Here is a 22,476-nt window from a genome sequence, read left to right as displayed (position 1 = left end):
CCAATAAAATACGGGTAACTTGAGGATATAAAATATGATTGATCAGGCTGAACGTTATATTCGAACCCCAGTGGGAACCCTGCATCTGTTGGCGAATGTGAAAGGTATTCTCGCGGTTAATTTCGTAAAAGAAATGCCAAAAATTGGCCATGGTTACCATACCCATAACGAAGCGAATGCTTGGTTAGATAAACTGGAGCAGCAGCTTAACGAATATTTTGCTGGCGATTTAGAGATATTTGATGTGCCGTTAGTAGTGCAAGGTACCGAGTTCCAAAGGCAGGTATGGGCAGCGTTACGGGAAATTCCGTTTGGCGAAACATGGTCTTATCGACAACTTGCTGAACGCGTAGATCGACCTCGAGGTTATCAAGCCGTGGGTCAAGCAAATGGCAAAAACCCACATGCTATTATTGTACCTTGCCACCGTGTAGTGCAGGCTGATGGTAGTATAGGTGGTTACGCCGGTGGCGTAGAACGAAAGAAATGGTTGTTAACACATGAATCTAGTTAGACGTAGTATTGTAATAGCAAGCGCAGTTTTTCTCGCGAGTTGTGGTGATGCACCAAGCCGGAACCAATCGAATTGGCCGGAGGGTGAGTTACCTACAATTCAGCATCAGTTAGCGGTGCTCACCGAGTTTCAGCTTTCGGATTGGGAAGGCTGCAATACTGATTTTGAGCGTGGGCAAATTCTTGGCCAGCAGGGGTACCAAAACTATTGGGTGTGTTGGGGAACCACTTCTTCGGAACATCGGTATGCCATTACGCTGCTCGCAGCGCCGGGCAATGAAACAGGCGCTCAGCTCACGTTGGAGTTCCTGCGTGGGCATGAGCAAGGGATGAATGCGCTGCTGAATACCTATTTGCGAATGGCGGGTATTGATGATGTGGATCAGCGCTTGCGTATGCGCTCGGATATCAGCCGCTATTTAATTACGCCGCCGGATGTACGCACCATGATTCAAGCAAGCATGACGCCTAATCGTTTGCCATTGAACATGGGGTATAACATGCCGCGTTCCGGTTACACTACGCTGCAAATTCAGGCGCGCGTGCAACCGGATGAGCTGCCAGTTGATGAAATGCAGGAAGGTGAATTGCCAGAAGCTAGTGAATCGGGGGCTGCCAACTAACAGCGCTAATAACAGTGAAAACACATGTAAAAGCGCCGGTAGCTCGCGTAGCTAAATTAGCTACTGGTGTATTCCGATTTACGCATCACTAGGCTATACATAACGGGTACTACGATCAGCGTAAGCAAAGTGGCGAAGCCTAAGCCAAACATAATGGTTACGGCCATGCTGGCAAAGAACTCATCAAATAGCAGCGGAATCATACCAAGAATTGTGGTTACCGCAGCCATACCTACCGGGCGTACACGGCTTACAGAGGCATCAACAAGCGCTTGATAACCCGATTTACCACTGCGCTCTTCAGTGAGCACCTGTTCTAACAATACAATACCGTTCTTAATCAACATGCCGCTAAGGCTCAATATTCCGAGTAACGCCATAAAGCTAAACGCTTGGTTGGTAAGCAGTAAACCTAAGGTAACGCCGATAATTGAAAGCGGCACCGTTGTCCAAATTACCGCGGCCCGGCGCACTGAGCTGAACAATAATACGGTGATAATAAACATAGCCAAATAACCTAACGGAAGCGTTTTGAATACTGCCGCTTGCGCATCACCCGAAGCTTCATGTTCGCCACCCCACGCCATTTCGTAACCTGCGGGTAGCGGGATAGCCATAATTTCGGCTTCGATATTGCTAAAGATTTGTGCGGGTGTGCCGTTAAACAGTGGATCGGGATCCGCCATTACAGTGAGCGTACGCTTGCGATCACGGCGGTGAATAACTTGATCTTCCCACTCAAGCGGCATTGCATCCACCACCTGCGGCATCGGAACATACCGGTTTAGGGCAGTACTAAATACCTGAATATCCTGCCATTGCTCTAAATACACACGTTCGCTCTCTGGCGCCCGCACAAGAATGGGCAAAAGTTCGGTGCCATCGCGATAAATACCAACGCGTTTACCACGGAAATTTGCGAGCAATAAATCATCTACATCTTGTTTGCTAATACCTACCCGGCGGGCATGGGTTTCATTAAATTGCGGACGCAATACTTTTGCTCGCTCACGCCAATTATCACGAACGTATGCAAGCGCAGGCTCGCGGCTCAGTACTTCCTGTGCTTGTGCGGAAAGCTGGCGCAAAATATCGGGATCGGCGCCGCTGTAACGTACTTCGATAGCGGCTTTTACAGGCGGGCCAATTTCCATACGGCGTATTTTTGGCCGTGCATCGGGGTGAGCATTCGCCAAGTAATCACGGGTTTTGCCCATTAAACTTGGCAAAATATCGGTGTTTTCCGTGCGAACAATAAGCTGCCCATAGTTTTCATGCTGCATTTCTACTATATATGGCAAGGTGAAACGTGGCGCACCTTGGCCAACGGTAGTGGCAACTTGCTCGATACCATCTTGGCTAAGTAACCATGCTTCGGCGCGCGTAATATCTTCGCCGGTAGCCCGAATATCGGTGCCTTGTGGATACCAAAGATCTACATAAAACACCGGAGTATTGGAACTCGGAAAGAAACTTTGTTTTACCTGCATAAAGCCCATCACCGAAACAACGAGCAGCACGCCCATGAGGCCCATGGTTAGTAAACGAAAACGCAGCGCCGTTTTTAACAAGCGCCGATAGCCGCTATACACTGGGTTGCTGTATAAAGCCTCCTCACTTTCCGCCGGCTTTATGCCTTTTCGGAACAACCGTTCACCTAAGAACGGAATAAGTAAAAGTGCAGTAAGCCAACTTAAACTCAGAGAGATTAACAACACCCAGAATAGAGAACCGGCGAATTCACCAGTAGCATCGTTGGAAAGACCAATAGGTGCGAAGGCTAAAATAGCAATTAACGTGGCCCCTAAAAGCGGCCAAGCATTTTGCCGCAGCACGTTTTGAGCAGCGCGTAAGCGAGTTTGTCCACGCTGCACACCTACCAGCATACCCTCGGTAATAACGATAGCGTTATCAACCAACATCCCTAGCGCGATAATGAGTGCGCCGAGCGACACACGGTGCAAATTAATGCCTGCCATGGCCATGAAGATAAAGGTACCCAATACCGTAAGCAGCAAAACGAGGCCGATTAAGAAGCCGCTGCGTAATCCCATGGTTAGTAGCAATGCAACGATTACAATAACAACCGCTTGCGCTAGGTTATTCAAAAAGCCAGAAACCGAGCTTTCTACTTCAGCGGGTTGGTTGTAAATCGAGTGTAATTCCATACCTACTGGTGTGGCATAGTTTAATTCTTCTATGCGTTCGCGTAAGTGAGCGCCAACTTCTACTACGTTAACATCGCGCGTAAAGGATACGCCTAACCACAACGAAGGCTCACCGTTAAAATGTAAAATATGGCTTGGAATCGGTTGTTCTTGTCGGTAAATATTCGCAACATCACCCAAGTAAATTTGCTCGCGTGCACCAGGGTTGCTGATGATTAGCGTGTTTAACTGTTCTACCGACGTAAATTCACCACTAGTGGCAAACCGCACAGCATCATTCCCGAGCCGAACACGACCTGCATCAGAAATGGTGTTTTGAGTAGAGAGCAATTCATAAATACGTTGTGGTGGAATGCCTAAATTGGCGAGCCGAGCGCGTGATACTTCAGCCACAACTTGCTCTTGTTGTTTGCCGCTAATCACTACTTTGGCAACGCCGGGAACGAGCGCTAACTCGCGGCGCAGATACTTAGCGTGGTCATATAGTGCCGGCAGGCTGTAGCCATCACCAGTAATCGCGAGCAATACACCATATACATCCGAGAAATCATCTTGCACCATGGCTGGGCCTGCGCCCGGGGGTAAATTTCGCGATTGGTCGTTAATTTTACGGCGAAGCTCATCCCAAATTTGCGGTAACGCATCAGAGCGGAATGTTTCCCGCACCTCTACCATAATTTGTGAACGCCCCGGCATAGAGTTCGACGTAATGTGCTTAATGTACGGGAGCTCATGCAATGCATTTTCAAGCAGTACCGTTACCTCTTCCTCTACTTGTTGTGCTGAAGCGCCGGGGTAAGGGGTAACCACTAAGGCTTGTTTGATAGTGAACTCAGGATCTTCAAGGCGGCCTAGGCTTTGTAGTGCCACAAAGCCACCGATTAAAAGTACCAGTAATAGAATCCATGAACTGGTGGGGCGTTCAATACTATAGCGAGCAATATTCATGGCTTATAGGCCTCGCTCGCGGATCCAAGGGCGCACAGCTTGCCCTTCTTCTAGCCGATGAACCCCAGCTACCACTACATGTTCGCCAATATTAAGGCCATCCAGAATTGATATACCCGATGAACTTGCAGCACCAATGGTTACCTGCCGCGCGGTTAGTGTTCCTTGGCTGCCTTGTTCTGCAGGCTGATAAATCCAAACCCTACGAATGTTTTCCGCGAGCATTTCATCTGTTGGCGTAAACACAGCCCCAATCGGAATGGTAATTCCATTGTTGGTTTCCGGCATAACTTGGCTACTATCGATAATTACCGAGGCGCTCATACCCGGTAAAATATTGCCAATTTCAGGTTTCGGTAAGGTGAAAACCACACGGTAGGTATTGGTGGCAGAATCGGCAATTCTATCCCACTCACGAATCTGGCCTTTGAAGGTTTGCCCGGGTAAGCTTTCAAATGTGATATCTGGCTGATAGCTTAAATCGCGGCGGACTTGGGCAAATAATTGTTCTGGCACCTGAATACGTACATCGATCATATCATCCACTTGTAAGGTAATGATCGGCTGCTGTGGGCCAATGTTCTCGTATAGCTCTACATGCAAATTGGCAATAACGCCGGCAAAGGGCGCATGTAATTTGGTGTAGCCTAAATTGGTTTCGGCTGTGTTCAAGTTGGCTTGAGCTACTTGTAGTTCGGCTTTGGCCTCATCAAACTGTGAGCGCGAGATGATATTTTGCTCGGCGAGCTGTTCTATTCGATCGTATTGCGCTTGTGCCAGTTCAGCCCGAGCTCTGGCTTGTTCAGCGGTAAGGCGATAATCAGTAGGGTCAAGCGCTGCAATTAAATCACCCTGTTCTACCTCATGCCCAGGGCGCCATGGAAGCTCAGTGAGTTCGCCGCCAACACGAAAGGTTAAATCGGCAGTTTGGGTTGCTTCAACTACTGCCGGGAAACTACGAATGTCACCGCTATCATCGCTACCTACAGTAATCAATTTCACGGGCCGTAATGGCTTATCTTCAGGCGCTGAAGGCGTTTCGCTGCATGCCGTGAGGCTAATGGCAGCGGTGGCAATGATGAGTGTTATCAAAGACCGGGCATTGAATTTCTTGTACTGCATGAGTGACAACCTTTCACAATTAGGATGTTGGTGAATGCTGCGAATGTACTACTAGTGTAGTGCATTTAATTGTAAAGAAATATTTAAATAAATTTGCTATATTATTAAATAATACTTAATAAGTTTTAGGCGGCTCCATGAAAATATGGCCATTGAAAGTATTGTTCACTGTTCTCGAAAAGGGAAGCCTACAAGGTGCGGCTAAAGCGCTGCACCGAACCGCACCTGCGCTCAGCATGACCCTACAAAAATTAGAAGATGAAGTGGGCTTTGCAATTTTGGATCGTAGTGGTTACCGCTTACAGCTGACCCCGCAAGGCACACAGTTTAAACGACATGCAGAAGAGCTAATGCGGCAACATGAACGCCTGAGTTCTGCTATCGGACAACTTCGGGAGGGGGCAGAGCCGCAGTTGCGTATCGCCTACGATTATACCTGTAACCCTGAGCTTCTGATCGATGCTCTGCGGCTTGTGCAGCAACATTTCCCGTTTACTGAAGTGATTGTTTCGGGGCATTCGCAACTGGAATCACTGCGCGATATCCAATCAGAAGATGCTGATTTAGCCTTAACGCCTTGGTTGCCTACGTTTCAACAACTGGCTGATTTCGAGAGCTTGCGCATTGGTGATTTTCAATTAGTGGTGGTGATGGCGCAAAGCTTGATTACGGAACATGGATTACCGAAAAGCCGCGATGCGCTGAGTGCGTTGCCATATATTTTGCCGAAAGAACTGAATATGGGTATCAATCCGGAACAAATTTATCGCGTTTCGGGGAGTTCCCGGTTACGTGTAAATGATGCGCATACCTTGGTACAGTATGTGAAAGCAGGTATGGGTTGGGGTGTCGTGCCACGCGATTTAATTAGCCGTGAGTTGAAGAATAAGAAGCTTGTAGAAATTGATATTCCGGGGTTCCTTGATCATATTCACGCAGAAATTCATGTGGTAAAAATGGCCGCGAAACACTTAGGGCCTGCAGCCACTTTAGTATGGGAAACCTTCGCGAAGCAAATTCATCGTTGCTGAAGGTTTTCGTTGAGATACCTGAGTAAAACGTTCACAAAACGCTGATACCCTAGGCAATTCACGGGTAAGGAATTGAATTCATGAGCAATGCCACAAGTAAGCTGCAAGAAACTCACTCGATACCGTTCGCCGAGGCCTTAGCCGTATGGTGGCGGATTGGTTTGCTCAGTTTTGGTGGCCCTGCTGGGCAAATTGCATTGATGCATCGGATGATTGTAGAAGAAAAAAAGTGGCTCGATGAATCTCGTTTTCTGCATGCTCTAAATTACTGCATGCTATTACCTGGCCCCGAAGCGCAGCAACTCGCCACTTATGTGGGCTGGTTATTGCACGGGGTGAAGGGGGGCTTAGTAGCTGGTATTTTGTTTATTTTACCCGGTGCAGCCATGATTTTGGCGCTCTCATGGGCGTATGTATTGCTTGGTGACGTGAGCGTGGTTGCTGGGTTGTTATTTGGCCTCAAAGCTGCGGTTCTAGCGATTGTTTTCCAAGCCATGATTCGGCTAAGCCAACGCGCGTTAAAAACGCCTATTGCTGGCTTGTTGGCAGTGGCTGGTTTTTTGGCGCTGTTTGTATTTGATGTTGCTTTTCCGTTGGTCGTGTTGGGCGCTGCCATAATTGGCTGGGCTTTTGCCACCAAAATAAATGCTAAAACCGCTGATCCGAACGATACTCTCACCACTGATATTCGGCCTGGCACTAAACGGGCGGCGCTTATTTGCGCTGGCCTTTGGGTGCTTACTGTTGTTGCGTTAATCGTACTTTTCGGTGATAGCTCAGTGTGGGCACAAATTTCTCTGTTCTTCTCTAAGCTTGCGGTGGTTACTTTTGGCGGCGCTTACGCAGTGCTTGCTTATGTTGCGCAACAAGCGGTTGAGTTATACGGCTGGCTACAGCCCGGCGAAATGCTTGATGGCCTGGGCTTGGCTGAAACCACGCCGGGCCCACTTATTTTGGTAACTCAGTTTGTCGGCTTTTTAGCGGGCTTCCGCGAAGCCTCCGGCATGCACCCATTATTTGGGGCAACATTGGCCGCAATCCTTACTACGTGGGTTACCTTTTTACCTTGCTTCGTTTGGATATTCGCTGGCGCTCCCTACGTTGAGAAACTGCGAGGAATGCCGCGTTTAAGTGCGGCACTATCGGCAGTAACGGCCGCGGTAGTAGGGGTTATCGCAAATTTGGCGCTTTGGTTTGCGCTTAACTATTTATTTGCCAATAACTTCACATGGGAAACTTCCGGCGTTTCTGTGTTACTGCCAGAATTGAGTTCCTTTGAAACCGGAGCGTGGGTGTTAACCGCGATTGCATTTGTGTGCATGTTCGCATTGCGCCTTGGTCTGTTCTCATTGCTGGGTTTGCTGTGTTTAGGCGGAGTTGTGTGGCAATGGTTGATCTAGATCGTTTAACCAGCTAGCTAAGCGTAGGGATCTGTTGCACGCTAAAGGTAAGGCAAGTAAGATTTGTAGCCTCTGCGAAAACGTAGATTAACAACAAGGAAATCGCCGCGTTTGGGTTATTTAAAAGAGTTCTCCCATGCACTAATGCATGCTTTTAAAAACTTAATACCGATCGTTGTTGTGGTATTGGTTTTTCAGCTTCTAGTGCTCCAGCAAGTACCCGATAATAGCCTAAGTATGACTATTGGCTTGGGCATTGTAGCCGTGGGTGTTGCCCTTTTCTTGCAGGGCTTAGAGCTAAGTATTTTTCCAGTGGGAAAGAGCCTTTCCAACCAGTTCGCGAAAAAGGGTTCGGTGCCGATATTGTTGGCCTTCGGTTTTGCAATTGGTTTTTCCGCCGTGGTTGCTGAACCGGCGCTGATCGCGGTAGCTCAACAAGCCCAAGAAATTAGTGACGGCCGCATTGATGCCCTAACGCTCCGATTGTTAGTTGCCGTATCGGTGGGTTTTGTTATTGCTCTTGGGGTATTTCGAACTATTTTTGGGTATCCGCTTCAGTGGTTTATGATTGGCGGCTACATTGTTGTGGTCATTGTCACTTACTTCGCGCCCGAAGAGATTGTTGGCTTGGCTTATGATTCTGGCGGTGTAACCACCAACATTGTTACGGTTCCTTTAATCGCGGCGTTAGGCATTGGCTTGGCTGCTTCAATTCGCGGTCGTAACCCTTTGATTGATGGCTTTGGGCTTGTGGCACTAGCAGTAATGGTGCCGATGATCAGTGTGCAGATCTACGGCATTATTGTGTTTAGTGGCCCGGCCCCAGATGCAGATGCCACGCTACTGCAATCAGGCGCAACCGAAGCTGCTCTCGGTGGCTTTACGGCCATGCTGCTCGATTTAGTAGAAATGTTCCGCGATGTAATTCCCATTATTCTTACCATTGTGTTCTTTCAATACATTGTGTTGCGGCGGCCTTTGGCTAATCCGCGGAAGGTGTTACTCGGCTTTTTATTAGTGATTTTCGGGCTATATGCTTTTGTGGTTGGCTTAAAAATGGGCCTATTCCCGATTGGTAGCAGCATGGCCGAGCAGCTTATTCAGCGCGATAACCTAATTTTTATATATCTCTTCGCCTTCACTATCGGCTTTGCTACTACGATGGCTGAACCTGCGTTAATAGCGGTTGGGCAGCAAGCCGAAGAAGCAGCGGCGGGTAAACTCAATGGCAATGCGATTCGGCTTTTGGTGGCGTTAGGCGTTGCCATTGGTATTACTATTGGTGTTCACCGTATTATTGAAGGTGGCTCCATGCACTATTACGTGATTGGCGGGTACTCGATTGTGATTGTGCTCACGATTATTGCACCACGTTACATTATTGCTCTGGCTTATGATTTAGGCGGCGTAACCACATCAGAGGTTACCGTTCCGCTGGTTACGGCCCTAGGTATTGGTTTGGCTACCCATATTGAGGGGCGGAATGTACTCATTGATGGATTTGGCTTAATTGCTTTCGCCTCAATATTCCCCATTATTACTGTTATGGTATACGCTATTCTTATGCAGTGGCTGGCAACATACCGAGCGAAACAGCAAAACACTTCGATTGAAAAGGTAGAAACATGAAATTTTCAGTGTTAGTTGCAATTGTTCCAGAAGAGTTAGAGCAAGAAGCGATTGATGCAGCGCGCGAACTTGGCGCTGGCGGTATCACGGTGATGTCTGGTCGAGGGATCAGCAATAACCAGAAGAAATCGTTTTTTGGCCTAACATATGATGGAAGTCAGCAAGTGTTGTTGATGGTTTTGGAAAAAGGCTTATCACTACAAATACTGAAAGCCGTCCAGCATGTGATCATGCCTGATGGTGAGGATTCGAAGGGGTTAGTTTTCACATTACCACTCGAACACCTAGGTGGCATTGATGTATCTCAGCTTGAAAAATTCGAACAACATTTAAAAGATACGTTATAACCCAGATAACCCCTTGGTTAATGATAGGAACTAATAATGATCGTACGTGATGTAATGATTAACAATGTAATTACTATCTCGCCTTTTGCGACTTTACGGCAAGCATTAAGCTTGCTGAAAAGCAAAAATATAAAATCGTTGGTGGTAGAAAAGCAAACAGAAAGCGATGCTTACGGGTTAATTACCTACACGAATATTCTAAAAACGGTTATCGCCGAAGATGGCGATATTGATTTATTAAATGTTTATGATGTGTGCGTAAAACCGGCGTTATCGGTAGGAGAGAGCATGGGCTTGAAGCATGTAGCTGGCTTAATGTCGCAGCACCATGTGAAGCGCTTGTTGGTGGTGAACGATAATGATTTGGTAGGCTTCGTAACCATGAACGATATTATGGAAGAACTATTGAAGCGAATTGATTAATGCCAACTTTATTCTTTTTTCATGGCCTCGAAAGTGGCCCTCATGGTTCGAAATATCAGCTGATTAAAAAAGCGTTTCCTGAGTTGGAGTCACCTGATTTTCAAAATATGGATTTACAACAGCGCATAGCGAAAGCGAGCGAAATAACGCAGGGCTTAACGGGGGTTACCCTAATCGGCTCTTCTTTTGGGGGCTTGTTGGCGGCGCGTTTGTACTCCATGTATCCGGAGCGGTTTAAGAGCTTGGTATTGTTGGCACCTGCCGTACATACCGATGAAGGCGAACTCGTTGCTGAATTACCGCCTGCTTCTCGTATCCGCGTTATTCATGGTAAATCCGATGAAGTAGTGCCACACGCGAAAGTTGCGGAGTTTTGTAAGCGCTTTGGCATTTCCCTGATTACCGTTGAAGATGAACACCGTTTAGCTTCAGAAACCTCGCAACAAACTATGCTCGCCGCACTCGATGAAGTGTACACGGGCGCTTAAATTTTCGCGCTCGTATAAGTTTATACACCCAGTAAATTAGATTCAGGCGGCGACTTCGCGTACAATTCGTCGCCTGAATTTAGTGTGCTTCGTTGGCGCTAAATCAATACGTTTTCTGTTAGCGCGGTGCCTCATACTTAATGACTCAATTTTCTCTTCTCGATATCCGGTTAATTTCTCATCTGGTTCATGAATCACTAGCGGATTATGATTTGCATGCGAGCGCTCCAGCGCGAGATATGCGGGTGCTTAAACGAGAGGCCGCGCGTGGCATCGTGCGTCGTGATGACAAAATCTTGTTGCTGTATACCGAGCGCTATGATGATTTTAGCTTTCCGGGCGGTGGTATCGATGCGGGTGAAAGCCCAATTGTTGGATTGAAACGCGAACTGCAAGAGGAAACCGGAGCTCAAGATATTCAAGTGCTCTCGCCGTTCGGGAAGGTTACAGAATATATGCCTACATGGAAGAAAGATTGGGATCTGATGCATCAAACATCCTACTGGTTTCATTGTGATGTTGCGGAAGAGCTTGGGGCAAGTAACCTTGAGCATTATGAAATTAATAACGGCATGTCGGCACATTGGGTTTCACTAGCAGAGGCCGTTGCTCATAATCAAAAGGTGATTCAACAACGCCCTAAAACTATGGGGCTCTCAATTCATCGTGAAACCTTAGTACTTGAGCAGTTATTGGCGTTATAACTGTTCGTTACGAGCACCATAAACACCATGAATGGCTGAAATAGCCCTTATCAGAGCTGCTTAAATTCATTTTCAAGCGAATTTGGCGTATAATTCGCCCGTTTTCAAATTGCCTATGCAGGTTTCATGTTGAGCTTGGCGGGGGCTTTTATTAAGAGGAATTATTTGTGTTAGAACAATACCGTGCACATGTGGCCGAACGTGCCGCCGAAGGAATTCCAGCAAAACCACTTAGCCCAGAGCAAGTTTCTGAGCTAGTTGAGTTATTAAAAAATCCACCAGCAGGTGAAGAAGAATTCTTACTAGAATTAATCAGCGAGCGCGTGCCTCCAGGCGTTGATGAAGCAGCCTATGTGAAAGCTGGCTTTTTAGCTGCAATCACCAAGGGCGAAGTAAGCAGCCCAGTTATTGATAAGAAACTTGCAGTGAAGCTTTTGGGCAACATGCATGGCGGCTACAACATTGTAACCTTGGTTGAGCTGCTTGATGATGCAGAACTCGCCGAGCTTGCTGGCGTTGAGTTAAAGAAAACTATTTTAATGTTCGATGCGTTCCACGATGTAGAAGAGCGCATGAAAAACGGCAATGCCGTGGCAAAAGATGTTGTGGAATCATGGGCGAAAGCGGAATGGTTTACGAACCGTCCGGAAATGCCAGAGAAGATTACCACCACTGTATTTAAGGTTACCGGCGAAACCAATACCGATGATCTTTCACCTGCACCAGATGCATGGTCGCGTCCAGATATTCCATTACATGCGAAAGCTATGTACAAAATGCCACGTGAAGGCATTACGAACGCGGCAGAGCAAATTGAAGAGCTGAAGAAAAAAGGCCACCCAATCTCATTCGTAGGTGATGTAGTAGGTACCGGTTCTTCACGTAAATCGGCAACTAACTCTGTGCTGTGGTGCATTGGTGAAGATATGCCAGGTACCCCGAACAAGCGTTCTGGTGGTATTTGTATCGGCGGTAAAGTAGCGCCTATCTTCTTTAACACCATGAAAGATACCGGAACCCTAGTATTCGAAGCTGATGTAGACAAAATGAACATGGGTGATGTGATTCACATTTATCCATACGCTGGCAAAATCGAAAACGAAGCTGGCGAAGTGATTGCTGAATACGAATATGCTTCTGATGTAATTATTGATGAAGTACGTGCGGGTGGCCGTATTAATCTAATCATCGGCCGTGGCTTAACCACGAAAGCACGTGAATCACTAGGCCTTGGCCATCACGATTTATTCCGAGCGCCAGACCAGCCAAACGATAGCGGTAAAGGCTTTACCTTAGCGCAGAAAATGGTGGGTAAAGCTTGTGGCATCGAAGGCGTTCGCCCAGGTACTTACTGTGAACCACGCATGACAACAGTAGGTTCGCAAGATACTACCGGCCCAATGACGCGTGATGAGCTGAAAGATTTAGCCTGTTTAGGCTTCAACGCTGATTTAGTAATGCAATCATTCTGCCACACAGCGGCGTATCCGAAGCCAGTAGATATCGATACTCAGCACACATTGCCAGATTTCATCATGAACCGTGGCGGCGTTTCATTGCGTCCGGGTGATGGTATTATTCACAGTTGGTTAAACCGCATGTTGTTGCCAGATACTGTAGGTACGGGCGGCGATTCGCATACTCGTTTCCCACTGGGTATCTCATTCCCTGCAGGTTCAGGCTTAGTAGCATTCGCGGCAGCTACCGGTGTAATGCCGTTAGATATGCCAGAATCAGTATTGGTGCGTTTCAAAGGCAAAATGCAGCCGGGCGTTACCTTGCGTGATTTAGTACATGCCATTCCTTTATACGGTATCAAGCAAGGGCTACTTACAGTTGAAAAACGTGGTAAGAAAAATGCCTTCTCTGGCCGTATTTTAGAAATCGAAGGCTTGGATGATTTAACGGTTGAGCAAGCGTTCGAGCTTTCTGATGCCTCGGCAGAGCGTTCAGCTGCGGGTTGTACCATTAAGCTTTCAGAAGAATCGATTGCTGAATACCTACGTTCAAACATCACCATGCTTCGTTGGATGATGGCAGAAGGTTACGGCGATGTGCGCACACTTGAGCGCCGCGCGAAGAAAATGGAAGAGTGGTTGGCGAACCCTGAACTGATGCAAGCTGATAAAGATGCAGAGTATGCAGAAGTTGTGGAAATCGATTTGAACGAAATCGTTGAGCCAATTCTTTGCTGCCCGAACGATCCTGATGATGCGAAAACCTTATCAGATGTTGCTGGCGATAAAGTAGATGAAGTGTTCATCGGTTCTTGCATGACTAACATTGGTCACTTCCGTGCTGCTGGTAAATTGCTTGAGCAAAACACCAAGCCACTGAACACACAATTGTGGATTGCGCCACCAACGAAGATGGACGAAGCGCAATTGATGGAAGAAGGTTATTACAACATTTACGGTCGCAACGGTGTGCGTACTGAAATGCCTGGCTGTTCATTGTGTATGGGTAACCAAGCGCGTGTGAAAGCCGGTGCAACGGTGCTTTCTACCTCTACGCGTAACTTCCCTAACCGTTTAGGTGACGGTGCAAACGTATACTTGGCTTCTGCTGAACTTTCAGCAGTGGGCGCGATTTTGGGCAAAATCCCAACGCGTGAAGAGTACATGGAATACGCACAAAACATCGATGCAATGGCTGGCGAAGTTTATAAGTACCTAAACTTCGATCAAATGCCTGATTTCATGGCTGCGGAACAAAAAGCTAAAGACAGCATTATTCCAACGATTAATGTTGCGTAACTTATCTAGCGAGTAACTTCCGCTAGCAAAATAAAGCCCAGTACTTATCTAAGTGCTGGGCTTTTTGTTTCTTGGGCATTGAATCTTGTGAACTCATGATAAATGGTCTATAAATAGTTCATATTTAGACTGCCTAACTGTGTTCTACTTTTGCCGGTGTTCTACTTTGGGCTGTGTTCTATTATGACTAAGTGTTTACGGGGGTCTTATGCAAATTAAAACCATCAGTTATATAAAGCAAAATGCGGCAACTCTTGATGTTGAAGAGCCTATTGTGGTTACTCAAGGTGGTACCCCGGTATATCGAATAGAATCAGAGGCGAGTGCGCAAATACGCGATGAAGGTATTGCGCTTCTCAAGCTTATGAACCTTGCCGAGCGAGATATTCGCGAGGGCAGAACTATCGGTGCAGATGAGCTTTTGCAGCGAGTAGGTTTGGATTCACAAGATTAGGATCCAAACAAAAATGAATACTGCAAGAACACTCGTAAAATACACTCATGTTTCTCAAGTAACGCTAACCATACTGATTCGCTATATGAACCAATTTATAGGCGAGGTAGAGGCTAGTGCAATCGCACGAGAGTTGGTTTTAGCCACGGAAAGCAAGTTAGCCAATAACCCGAAGCAGTTTCCGGTATGCCCAGAGCTTGAAATGCTCGGCATTACTGATTATCGTCAGGTAACCTACAAAAAATACAAAGTTTTATTTCGATTGGATGAAGGTAAGCAGGAGGCTCACGTGATGGCGTTTATGCGCCAGAAACAAAGCGCACAGCAGCTGCTGATTGATTATGTAATCAAAGCGCCCACTTAACATAGCTGGAGAACACCATGCATGCATTTGTTCAAAAGGCAGCCGTTGCTGCTATCACCGCGGGCCTAGTTACCGCTGCCGCACTTGCTCCAATATATACCGCCACAGCCTCCGATAGAATTACTGGCCACCATTTTGCTACTCGCTCGGAAGTAATGGCTCCGGAAGCTATGGCTGCAACTAGCCAAGGGCTAGCCACACAGGTAGCCCTTGATATTATGCAAGCGGGCGGCAACGCCATTGATGCAGCTATTGCCGCCAACGCTGTATTGGGGCTGGTTGAACCAACGGGCAACGGAATTGGTGGTGATCTTTATGCCATAATTTGGCATGCGGAAAGTGAGCAATTGTATGGATTAAATGCTTCTGGTCGCTCACCGATGAGCCTTTCGCTCGATTATTTTATTGAAAATGGCTATGAAAGCATTCCGGCGCGTGGGCTATTGCCACTCTCGGTGCCGGGCGCTGTTGATGGCTGGTTTGAAATGCATGGCCGCTTTGGTGCATTGCCGATGAATGAAATTCTTGCGCCCTCTATTCATTACGCAGAAAACGGCTTTCCAGTAACGGAAGTAATTGCCTATTACTTTGAGCGCAACGCTGAAGTGTTGCAAGATTTCCCCGGTTTTCGTGAAGTTTTCATGAAAGATGGGCATCCGCCGCGCAAAGGCGAAATGTTTCGTAATCCAGATTTAGCCAGTACTTATAAGAAGCTGGCGAGCGATGGCCGAGATGCTTTCTATGAAGGTGAAATTGCCCGCACCATTGGTAATTTTGTGCAGGAGCATGGCGGCTTTTTAAGTTACGAAGATTTAGCTGCGCATGAATCAGAGTGGGTGGAGCCGGTATCAACGAATTATCGTGGCTACGATTTGTGGGAGCTGCCACCGAATACCCAGGGTATAGCAGCTCTGCAAATTCTTAATATCCTTGAGAATTTCGATATAGCCGAAATGGGATTTGATAGCCCTGAGTATATTCATCATTTTGTAGAAGCGAAAAAACTGGCGTTCGAAGATCGCGCGAAGTTTTATTCTGATACCGCGTTTAATGATATTCCGGTTGATTGGCTGATCTCGAAAGAATATGCCCAAGAACGTGTGCAGTTAATTAACCCTGAACGGGCTGGCCGCAGCTATGAGCCCGGTAATCCGCCAACTACGGGTGATACGATTTACCTTACCACTGCGGATAAGCATGGCAATATGGTTTCGCTGATTCAGAGTAACTATCGTGGCATGGGCTCGGGCGTTACACCGGAAGGCTTGGGCTTTGTACTACAAAACCGTGGCGAGCTGTTTGCTCTGGAAGAAGGCCATATGAACGTGTTTGAACCGGGAAAACGGCCGTTCCAAACCATTATTCCAGCGTTTGTTACCAAAGATGGTAAACCACTCATGAGTTATGGCGTTATGGGCGGCGCAACACAACCACAAATGCACGCTCAGATTCTAATTAACATGATCGATTTTGGCATGAACTTACAAGAAGCAGGTGATGCACCACGCATTCTGCATACCGGCTCCAGCCAACCAACGGGTGAAATTATGGTTGATGGTGGCGTGGTAAGTTTAGAAAACGGCTTTTCCGATAACACTCGGCGTGAACTGGTAAAAATGGGGCACAGGTTGCAAGAAGCGGTGGGCCCTTACGGTGGTTACCAAGCGATTTGGTTTGATGCGGAACAGGGCGTTTATATCGGTGCCTCGGAAAGCCGCAAAGATGGTTACGCTGCGGGGTATTAATTAGAAAAGTAGGTTTACTTCATGCGCCGTAGCCCTGAAAATACACCAATAGAATAGTACATAATGATTGTTTTGAAGGTGTTTTGAGGGCTAAACAGGCGCATGCAGTTTGATTTAAGTAAAGCCGGATTCCGTAACGATATTAATGGCCTGCGCGCATGGGCTGTGATGTCGGTGGTGCTATTTCATTTTTTAGTGCCAGGTTTTGCCGGTGGTTTTACCGGTGTTGATATTTTCTTTGTTATCTCCGGTTATTTAATGACCGATATTATTGTGAGCGGCCTTGCTCAGAATAAGTTCAGCTTCCGGCTATTTTACCTCGCCCGCGCAAAACGCATTATTCCCGCGCTATACGTGATGATTTTGCTTCTGCTTGGAGCAGGCTGGTTCTTTTTACCCACGCCAGATTATCAAGAGCTCGCATCTCAGGCGAATTATGCCTTAGCATTTATTTCTAATATCGATTTTGCCAGTGCGGCCGGGTATTTCGATAGTGAAGCCCATGAAAAGTGGTTATTACACACTTGGAGTTTAGCGGCTGAGTGGCAGTTTTATTTACTGTTTCCGATATTTTTGTGGGCTGCATTTCGTTTGTTACGGGGCAACATAACCGCGCTATTTATAAGTATTGCGGCGCTGTTTTTGTTATCACTGGGCTACAGTATTTATATTTCCCCGCACGATCCAAACGCGGCATTTTATTTGCTGCCCGCGCGGGCGTGGGAAATGGCCGCAGGCGGATTGGTATTCTTTTTCACCCGTTGGCAAAATAAGCCCCGAATCAATAGCCGATTGGTAAATGCCGGCTACATCTTGGGCTGGTTGTTGATTCTTTTACCCTTTGTGTTCTTTCATGCAGCGCTGGTTTGGCCCGGCGCATGGGCTTTGTTACCTGTAATCGGTACCATGCTTGTGCTTGGAGTTGCGCGGCAGGACAACCCAATGGTGTGTCATCCGATTGCGCAGTGGTTAGGCACGCGTTCTTATTCGATTTATTTGTGGCATTGGCCTTTTGCTGTGTTGTTATTCTTTGTCGGTATGCAAACGTGGGTACCGGCTGTTATCGGCGCTATCGTAGCGAGTTTGGTGCTCGGTGATTTATCTTATCGGCTCATTGAAAACCCGGTTCGCACACTTTTTTACGGCCGCCGAAAACGCGCTTTAGCGGCCATTTTTTTGACCGCGCTCGTGGTATGTGCAGTGCCTGCGCAATGGATTCGTGGCGGTGATTTACCGGAACGTTTGCCCCCAGCTGTTGAGGCGCTTGCTAGTGCTATTAACGATATTAACCCGCGTAGAGGAGAATGTTTGGGCTCAAGCTCTGCAGGTGAATCGGTGGAATGTACGTATGGCGGAGCCACGCTTGGGCTGATTGTTCTCGGTGATAGCCACGGTGGTTCGATAGTACGCACAGCGGAAGAAGCGCTGCCACACGATAATTTACATGTACTCGATTGGACAGTGACCGGTTGCCCAACCATCGAAAATATTCAATCGGCGGAAGATAGGGGTTATCGTTGTGCTGAATTCATCGATTTTGCCCTTAAGCGCAGCGAACAACTACCGGCTGATGTGCCTATGTTAATGGTGAATCGTTTTGCCCAATATGTGATAAGCCGCGATGCAACCGATACCGATGGCTTTGAGGATACGCCCGAGTATTATATTTCGGAACCCTACACAGAACGCACCATGGCGTTTTTTCAGGAGTTTAGTGAAGCGATAACGGCCACCGCTTGCGAGTTTGCCGAAGATCGGCCCGTGTTTATGCTGAAACCAACTCCGGAAATGCCCGTAAGTGTGCCCCAACACATGGCCAGAACAGAGTTTTTCCAAGGTGAGGCTGAGCGGGTAAGTATTTCGTTAGTGCACTACTATGAGCGACAAAGGGTGATACTCACCGCATTGGAACAGGCAGTTACCGATTGTGGGGTAACTTTACTCGATCCGGTGCCGGTTTTTTGCCAAGATGGGGTTTGCTGGGGCGATATAGCGGGTTCACCGATTTATTTTGATGATGATCATTTGAACGAATACGGCGCTAGTTTTTTGAAACCCGTGCTGGCAGAAATATTTTCTGAGAAGTAACTTCGCTGAACCGTTGTAAAACCATAAAAATATAAATGGGAAGACTATGAATATACTACAGAAAGGCGTGTTAGTGCTTACACTAGCCACGCTGCAATTGGGTTTTGTTTCCTATACAAACAATGCGCAAGCTAGTGATGAACATCGCCGCAGTATTGATGTGGAATCAGTAGTGGTTACTGAGCATCGGGCAGAAATAAATGGTTCGCGTATTGATTACAAAGCCTACGCGGGAACCATGCCGGTATGGAATGATGAAGGGCACCCAACAGCAACCTTACAATATACCTATTACGAGCGCCAAGGTGTACGCAACCAAGAACGCCGGCCTTTGCTGATTTCATTCAACGGAGGCCCGGGTTCTGCATCGGTTTGGATGCACGTAGCTTACACGGGCCCAAAAACGTTATTGCTTGATGACGAAGGCTTTCCAACCCAGCCGTATGGTGTGCAAGAAAACCCGTTTTCGGTGCTGGATGTAGCCGATATCGTATTTGTGAACCCAGTAAACACTGGTTATTCGCGAGTGCTACCAGGCCCTGATGGCAATATGCCATCGCGGGCGGAACAGCAAAAAATGTTCTTCGGTGTGAATGAAGATATTCGCTATCTTTCTGAGTGGGTCAATACGTTTGTTACTCGTTATGAGCGCTGGCGTTCGCCGAAATTCCTGATTGGCGAAAGCTATGGTACTACCCGTGTTGCGGGCATGGCACTAGCGCTACAGAATAATCATTGGATGTACCTGAACGGTGTGATTTTAGTATCGCCAACTGATATGGGTATTTCTCGCGATGGCCCGGTAAAAGCAGCCAACCGCTTACCTTACTTCGCGGCAGCAGCTTGGTATCATGGTGTGTTAGCGGATGATCTACAAAGTGGCGATCTCTACGATTTATTGCCTGAAGTAGAAGCCTTTACGATAAATGAATATTTGCCGGCGCTGGCCAAAGGCGCATGGCTACCGGCAGAAGAGAAACAAGCGATTGCTGAGCAAGTAGCACGTTATTCAGGCCTTTCCGTTGAAGCGGTAATGCAAAGCAATTTAGATATTGATACGGCGTTTTTCTGGAAAGAGTTGCTGCGTGACGAGGGCCACACAATTGGCCGTTTGGATTCGCGCTATAAAGGTTTAGATCGTAAAGATGTAGGTGTACGCCCTGATTTTAATTCGGAGCTTACCTCTTGGTTACATTCGTTCACACCGGCGATTAACTATTATCTGCGTGAAGAACTAGGTTTCAAAACAGATGTAACCTACAACATGTTTGGTCCGGTTCACCCCTGGGATCGCAGTGGTAACAACACGGGCGAAAACCTACGCCAAGCTATGGCGCAGAACCCGTTTTTAAATGTGCTGTATCAGGCAGGTTACTACGATGGCGCCACGAATTACTTTGATGCCAAATATAGTATGTGGCAAATGGACCCAAGCGGAAAAATGAAAGATCGCTTGTTTTTTGAAGGCTACCGTAGCGGCCACATGATGTATTTACGTCGCCACGATCTGGAGCTTTCAAATCAACACTTGCGTGAGTTCATTTTAAACGCGTTGCCAGAAGCAGGTGCTCCGGCACAATATTAATGCTTGCTAGGCGATAGTGATAGATGAAACCCGTGCTGTGATGGTGTAGCATCGCAGCATGGGTTTTTTTATGGGTATTCCATAAGTATTTCGGCAACTAAGCATTTTAAGTAAGCGGTTTGAAATTTAACGTTAGCGAGAGTAAATAGATGCAAGCAACTTCAACGCGGGTAGCACCGCAACGTTGGTATCGGGGAATTCAAGGGCAACTCGCTCGCTTAGCGGTAAGCGGCGTGCTACCAATTCGTTGGTTGTATCCGCAACCAAAGAAGCAATATGCACCGAAAACCGGCAAGCTGCATTTAGAGATTGTAAGCCATTGCTGGCAATATGCGCATTTACAGGCTTATCAATTAAGTTCGCTGGTGCAACACGCGCCAAAAGATCTTCGCGTAACCATGACGGTGTATTACAGCGAAGAAGATCAGAAAGCCTGTGAATTATTAGCATTTTTCGCTAAACAACCGGTAGATAACGTGGAATGGCAATGGCGCGCGATGCCGAAAGAGCAACTGTTTCGCCGTGGCATTGGCCGTAATCACGCTGCTTTAAATAGCAAAGCGGATTGGGTGTGGTTCACGGATTGCGATGTGGTGTTCCACGAAGGGGCACTTGATAAACTGGCTTCTGAACTGCAAGGTTGCACCGAGCCGTTGGTGTACCCACAAGAAGAGCGTGTTACTTCGTTATTAGCGGAAGATGATCCCTTGCTAAAAAAGGCTGCGGAGCCGCAAGTAGTAAACCTAGATGGCACTGATTTCATTACCAAAGCGATTACCAAAGCCACCGGACCATTACAAATTACCCATGGTGATGCGGCCCGGGAGATGGGATATTGTGATGCAATGTCGGTGTATCAAACCCCAGCCGATAGCTGGCAAAAATGTTACGAAGATCGCGCCTTTCGGTGGATGCTAAAAAGCCAAGGCAAAGCGATCAACGTGCCTGGTGTTTATCGAATTCGGCATATATTTAAAGGGCGTTATACCGGCTCGCAAGCCAACACATCGGTGCGCAGTGGCATTCGCCAAGTGCAAACGTGGTGGCGTGACCGCAAAGATAAAGCGCAAAAATAGGCGCACAGGTAAGGCGTAAACGTAAGTTTTAAAGGCAAGCATAGAACCTGCATCAGCAGTGTTCATTCACGTTTAGCAAGGAAGTTCGTAAATATGGGGCAGCTCATTCGTTCACAATCGGGAATATGCGCAGAAGCAAGCCTACATGGCTTGGTAATGTTATTGCACGTTACGTCGGAAGATGTAGCAGCAGTTCGGCGTAAACTCGCATCCTTTGGCGAACAATCTAGCCAATTAGAAGATCGCTTCTCGGAAAGTATGCTCAGCATTGTGTTAGCGATCGGCGAACCCTATTGGGATGTGATTTCCCCGGATGCACGGCCCGATGCGTTAAAAACTATCCCGGATTACATTCGTAGCGAACACCCGTTGCCAGTAACGCCATTTGATATGGCGATTGTGGTGCGTTCAGATCGCGCTGATGCCAACTACTTAACTGGTTTACAGCTGTTGCATTGGCTCGGTGATCTCGTAACCTTAGCCGAGCAAACTACGCCATTTCGTTGCCTTGATGGCCGAGATTTATTTGGATTTAAATACACCAATGAAACCTTAGCAGGCGCCATGCGCCGTAAACTGGCGTTGATTTCTGAAGAGCAAGACCCTGAATTTAGTGGCGGTAGCTACTTTTGGTTGTTGCAAAGTCAACTTGATGTACGGCGCTTTAATAAGCTTACGCAAGCTGAGCAAGAACGTATTATGGGGCGTGAGAAAACTTCGGGACGGCGCATGAAAACCACGAATGGCGCTACGCATGCGAGTAAAACTGAAGGCGATATCTGGCGCTTACACATGCCCTATGGTGCGTTGCAACGGCCGCAAGAAGTGAGCTTTTTGTTTTCTAATCAGGTGAGCTTATTAGATCAATGGATTCGCAATCGCTTTATTGCCGGCGAGGATGGTTTAAGCGATCCATTGCTTGATTATGTGAATATTGAGCACTCAAGTGCTTATTTCGTGCCTGCATTGAATTGGTTTAACAGCTTGCAGGGCTAGAGTAAAAGCACGGGCT

At 47.2% G+C, this 22,476-nt stretch carries 19 protein-coding genes; 17 read left to right on the top strand and 2 right to left on the bottom strand.

What is annotated here, in order from left to right:
• Nucleotides 1-34: 34 nt before the first annotated feature.
• Both CWE13_RS05875 and CWE13_RS05870 read left to right on the top strand, forming a co-directional pair.
• Nucleotides 35-514 carry a methylated-DNA--[protein]-cysteine S-methyltransferase gene (locus CWE13_RS05875; protein ID WP_126806782.1) on the top strand — a complete coding sequence of 160 codons (480 nt, stop codon included), beginning with the start codon at nucleotides 35-37 and terminating at the stop codon, nucleotides 512-514.
• Nucleotides 501-1,136: a hypothetical protein gene (locus CWE13_RS05870; protein ID WP_126806780.1), complete on the top strand. Its 636-nt coding sequence runs from the start codon at nucleotides 501-503 to the stop codon at nucleotides 1,134-1,136. Before CWE13_RS05875 ends, CWE13_RS05870 begins: the two co-directional genes overlap by 14 nt.
• A gap of 56 nt (nucleotides 1,137-1,192) precedes the next feature.
• On the opposite strand, the gene CWE13_RS05865 is transcribed toward CWE13_RS05870, so the two are convergent.
• The gene (locus CWE13_RS05865) at nucleotides 1,193-4,252 is read right to left on the bottom strand and encodes an efflux RND transporter permease subunit (protein WP_126806778.1); all 3,060 of its coding nucleotides are present in this window, start codon (nucleotides 4,250-4,252) and stop codon (nucleotides 1,193-1,195) included.
• A gap of 3 nt (nucleotides 4,253-4,255) precedes the next feature.
• Nucleotides 4,256-5,374, bottom strand: coding sequence for an efflux RND transporter periplasmic adaptor subunit (locus tag CWE13_RS05860; protein WP_126806777.1), 1,119 nt, complete (start codon nucleotides 5,372-5,374; stop codon nucleotides 4,256-4,258).
• A gap of 137 nt (nucleotides 5,375-5,511) precedes the next feature.
• On the opposite strand from CWE13_RS05860, the gene CWE13_RS05855 reads away from it, so the two are divergent.
• The 15 genes from CWE13_RS05855 to CWE13_RS05785 all read left to right on the top strand — a co-directional run bounded on the left by CWE13_RS05855 (nucleotide 5,512) and on the right by CWE13_RS05785 (nucleotide 22,460).
• Nucleotides 5,512-6,405 carry a LysR family transcriptional regulator gene (locus CWE13_RS05855; RefSeq protein WP_126806775.1) on the top strand — a complete coding sequence of 298 codons (894 nt, stop codon included), beginning with the start codon at nucleotides 5,512-5,514 and terminating at the stop codon, nucleotides 6,403-6,405.
• An 80-nt stretch (nucleotides 6,406-6,485) separates the two neighbouring features.
• Entirely contained in the window at nucleotides 6,486-7,805 is a 1,320-nt protein-coding gene (gene chrA, locus CWE13_RS05850) for a chromate efflux transporter (RefSeq protein WP_126806773.1), read from the top strand.
• A 111-nt stretch (nucleotides 7,806-7,916) separates the two neighbouring features.
• On the top strand, nucleotides 7,917-9,434 hold the full coding sequence (locus tag CWE13_RS12750) for a DUF1538 domain-containing protein (RefSeq protein WP_126806771.1): 1,518 nt from the start codon (nucleotides 7,917-7,919) through the stop codon (nucleotides 9,432-9,434).
• On the top strand, nucleotides 9,431-9,781 hold the full coding sequence (locus tag CWE13_RS05840) for a P-II family nitrogen regulator (protein ID WP_126806770.1): 351 nt from the start codon (nucleotides 9,431-9,433) through the stop codon (nucleotides 9,779-9,781). The genes CWE13_RS12750 and CWE13_RS05840 overlap by 4 nt, the downstream gene beginning before the upstream one ends.
• 36 nt (nucleotides 9,782-9,817) lie before the next feature.
• Nucleotides 9,818-10,204, top strand: a complete 387-nt coding sequence (locus CWE13_RS05835) for a CBS domain-containing protein (protein WP_198677900.1) — start codon at nucleotides 9,818-9,820, stop codon at nucleotides 10,202-10,204.
• On the top strand, nucleotides 10,204-10,692 hold the full coding sequence (locus tag CWE13_RS05830) for an alpha/beta fold hydrolase (protein ID WP_126806766.1): 489 nt from the start codon (nucleotides 10,204-10,206) through the stop codon (nucleotides 10,690-10,692). The genes CWE13_RS05835 and CWE13_RS05830 overlap by 1 nt, the downstream gene beginning before the upstream one ends.
• Before the next feature lie 140 nt (nucleotides 10,693-10,832).
• Entirely contained in the window at nucleotides 10,833-11,396 is a 564-nt protein-coding gene (locus CWE13_RS05825) for an NUDIX hydrolase (protein ID WP_126806764.1), read from the top strand.
• Between the two features lie 167 nt (nucleotides 11,397-11,563).
• Nucleotides 11,564-14,152: a bifunctional aconitate hydratase 2/2-methylisocitrate dehydratase gene (acnB, locus tag CWE13_RS05820; protein WP_126806762.1), complete on the top strand. Its 2,589-nt coding sequence runs from the start codon at nucleotides 11,564-11,566 to the stop codon at nucleotides 14,150-14,152.
• Between the two features lie 208 nt (nucleotides 14,153-14,360).
• Nucleotides 14,361-14,606, top strand: a complete 246-nt coding sequence (locus CWE13_RS05815) for a type II toxin-antitoxin system Phd/YefM family antitoxin (RefSeq protein ID WP_007420767.1) — start codon at nucleotides 14,361-14,363, stop codon at nucleotides 14,604-14,606.
• A 13-nt stretch (nucleotides 14,607-14,619) separates the two neighbouring features.
• A complete protein-coding gene (locus tag CWE13_RS05810) occupies nucleotides 14,620-14,970 on the top strand; it encodes a hypothetical protein (protein ID WP_126806760.1) in 351 nt (116 codons plus the stop codon).
• Between the two features lie 17 nt (nucleotides 14,971-14,987).
• Nucleotides 14,988-16,715: a gamma-glutamyltransferase gene (gene ggt, locus CWE13_RS05805; RefSeq protein ID WP_126806758.1), complete on the top strand. Its 1,728-nt coding sequence runs from the start codon at nucleotides 14,988-14,990 to the stop codon at nucleotides 16,713-16,715.
• Between the two features lie 102 nt (nucleotides 16,716-16,817).
• Entirely contained in the window at nucleotides 16,818-18,803 is a 1,986-nt protein-coding gene (locus tag CWE13_RS05800; protein ID WP_126806756.1) for an acyltransferase family protein, read from the top strand.
• A gap of 46 nt (nucleotides 18,804-18,849) precedes the next feature.
• Nucleotides 18,850-20,388 (top strand): S10 family peptidase, encoded by a 1,539-nt coding sequence (locus tag CWE13_RS05795; protein WP_198677899.1) that lies wholly within the window; start codon nucleotides 18,850-18,852, stop codon nucleotides 20,386-20,388.
• Nucleotides 20,389-20,537: 149 nt separating this feature from the next.
• A complete protein-coding gene (locus tag CWE13_RS05790; RefSeq protein ID WP_126806754.1) occupies nucleotides 20,538-21,464 on the top strand; it encodes a glycosyltransferase family A protein in 927 nt (308 codons plus the stop codon).
• A gap of 93 nt (nucleotides 21,465-21,557) precedes the next feature.
• Entirely contained in the window at nucleotides 21,558-22,460 is a 903-nt protein-coding gene (locus tag CWE13_RS05785; protein ID WP_126806752.1) for a Dyp-type peroxidase, read from the top strand.
• The last annotated feature ends 16 nt before the right edge of the window (nucleotides 22,461-22,476 follow it).

This window comes from Aliidiomarina shirensis, from assembly GCF_003987345.1.
Lineage (GTDB): Bacteria > Pseudomonadota > Gammaproteobacteria > Enterobacterales > Alteromonadaceae > Aliidiomarina > Aliidiomarina shirensis.
This window is presented reverse-complemented; position numbering and strand designations above follow the sequence as displayed.